The sequence below is a fragment of the Mesorhizobium sp. M8A.F.Ca.ET.021.01.1.1 genome, from assembly GCF_003998025.1.
GTDB lineage: Bacteria > Pseudomonadota > Alphaproteobacteria > Rhizobiales > Rhizobiaceae > Mesorhizobium.
Genome location: NZ_RZSJ01000876.1, coordinates 1 through 1618, shown reverse-complemented (window position 1 = coordinate 1618; position 1618 = coordinate 1). Strand labels below are relative to the sequence as shown.

2 protein-coding genes are annotated in these 1618 nt (G+C 63.7%); one reads left to right on the top strand and one right to left on the bottom strand.

The window, feature by feature from the left end; genetic code table 11:
- Positions 1–1246: peptide chain release factor 3 (locus EOA36_RS34985; RefSeq protein ID WP_127281195.1), on the bottom strand; the 1246-nt coding region annotated here is incomplete at its 3' end.
- A 206-nt stretch (positions 1247–1452) separates the two neighbouring features.
- Between EOA36_RS34985 and EOA36_RS34980 the strand changes: the two genes are divergently transcribed.
- A partial coding sequence (locus EOA36_RS34980; protein ID WP_145969499.1) for an FAD-dependent oxidoreductase occupies positions 1453–1618 on the top strand: 166 nt, incomplete at its 3' end.

Sequence of the window (1618 nt, the reverse complement as noted above, 5' to 3'; positions counted from 1 at the left end):
CCTCGGCCATCTGGTGCAGCGCTTCCTTCAACTTCTTGGCCTTCATCGCGTCGCCGAGGCGCACGCGGCGCAGGATTTCCGGGGCGAAATTCGGCACGCCGCGAAACAGGATTTCCTCGCCCTCGGTCAACGTGTCGCCGATGCGCAGCGTGCCGTGGTTGGGGATGCCGACGACATCACCGGCGAAAGCCTCGTCGGCGGTGACGCGGGTGCGGGCGAAGAAGAATTGCGGCGCCGAGAGTGACATCGGCTTCCCCGTGCGCACCAGCTTGGCCTTCATGCCGCGCTCGAGCTTGCCCGAGCAGACGCGCACGAAGGCGATGCGGTCGCGATGGTTGGGATCCATGTTGGCCTGGATCTTGAAGACGAAGGAGGTCATCTTCTCCTCCGTCGCCTCGATAGTGCGGGTGTCGGCCTCCTGCGCGCGCGGTGGCGGCCCGAAGGCGCCAAGCGCCTCGATCAGGTCGCGCACGCCGTAATTGCGCAGCGCCGAGCCGAAATAGACTGGTGTCAGATGGCCTTCGCGAAAAGCGTCGATGTCGAGCGGACGGCAGGCTTCGCGCGCCAGTTCGAGTTCCTCGATGAAGGCCTCGCGCTCATTTTCCGGCAGAAGGCCGGCAACGCGGTTGGAATCGGGACCGTTGACCGGCGTGCGCTCCTTCTCGTCGTCGCCCTTGCGCACGGCATTCAGCGCCAGGTGATAGGTGCCGGAGAAGGTCTTGCCACGGCCGATCGGCCAGGTGATGGGCGCGGTGTCCAGCGCCAGCTTCTGCTCGATCTCGTCCAAAATCTCGAACGGATCGCGGCTTTCGCGGTCCATCTTGTTGACGAAGGTGATGATCGGGATGTCGCGCAGCCGGCAGACCTCGAACAGTTTCAGCGTGCGCGGCTCGATGCCCTTGGCGGCATCGATGACCATGACGGCCGAGTCGACCGCCGACAGCGTGCGATAGGTATCGTCGGCGAAGTCCTCGTGGCCGGGCGTGTCGAGCAGGTTGAAGACGTTGTCCTCATATTCGAAGGTCATCACCGAGGTGACGACCGAAATGCCGCGCTCGCGCTCGATCTTCATCCAGTCGGAACGCGTCTGGATACGGTCCTTCTTGGCCTTGACCTCGCCGGCAAGCTGGATGGCGCCGCCGAACAGCAGCAGCTTTTCGGTCAGCGTCGTCTTGCCGGCGTCGGGGTGGGCGATGATCGCGAAAGTGCGGCGGCGCGCCACTTCCTCTGGTATTGTATCGGGCATTCTGTTGGGATTTCCGTGTGACAGGCCGGGCTTCTAGCAGCGCTACGCCGGGCTGTCGACCGTTCCGGCGGCACGGATGCCGCCGGATGCCGTCTCTCTGCTGAAGCCAGCAATGGCCGGGAGCCGTGTATTTCAACATTGGCAAGCGGCCATAGGAATGCCACTTGGATGAACATCCCTTGGAATCAGGAGACAGAGGAGTGACCATGGCTGCGTCGAAACAAGTGATCGTCATCGGCGCCGGCATTATTGGTGCCTCGGTTGCCTGGCATCTGACCAGAGCTGGCGCGCAGGTGACGGTCATTGCCGACAGCGCGCCGGGCGGCGTGGCGACGCCGAACTCGTTTGCCTGGATCAACGCCAGTTGGGCAA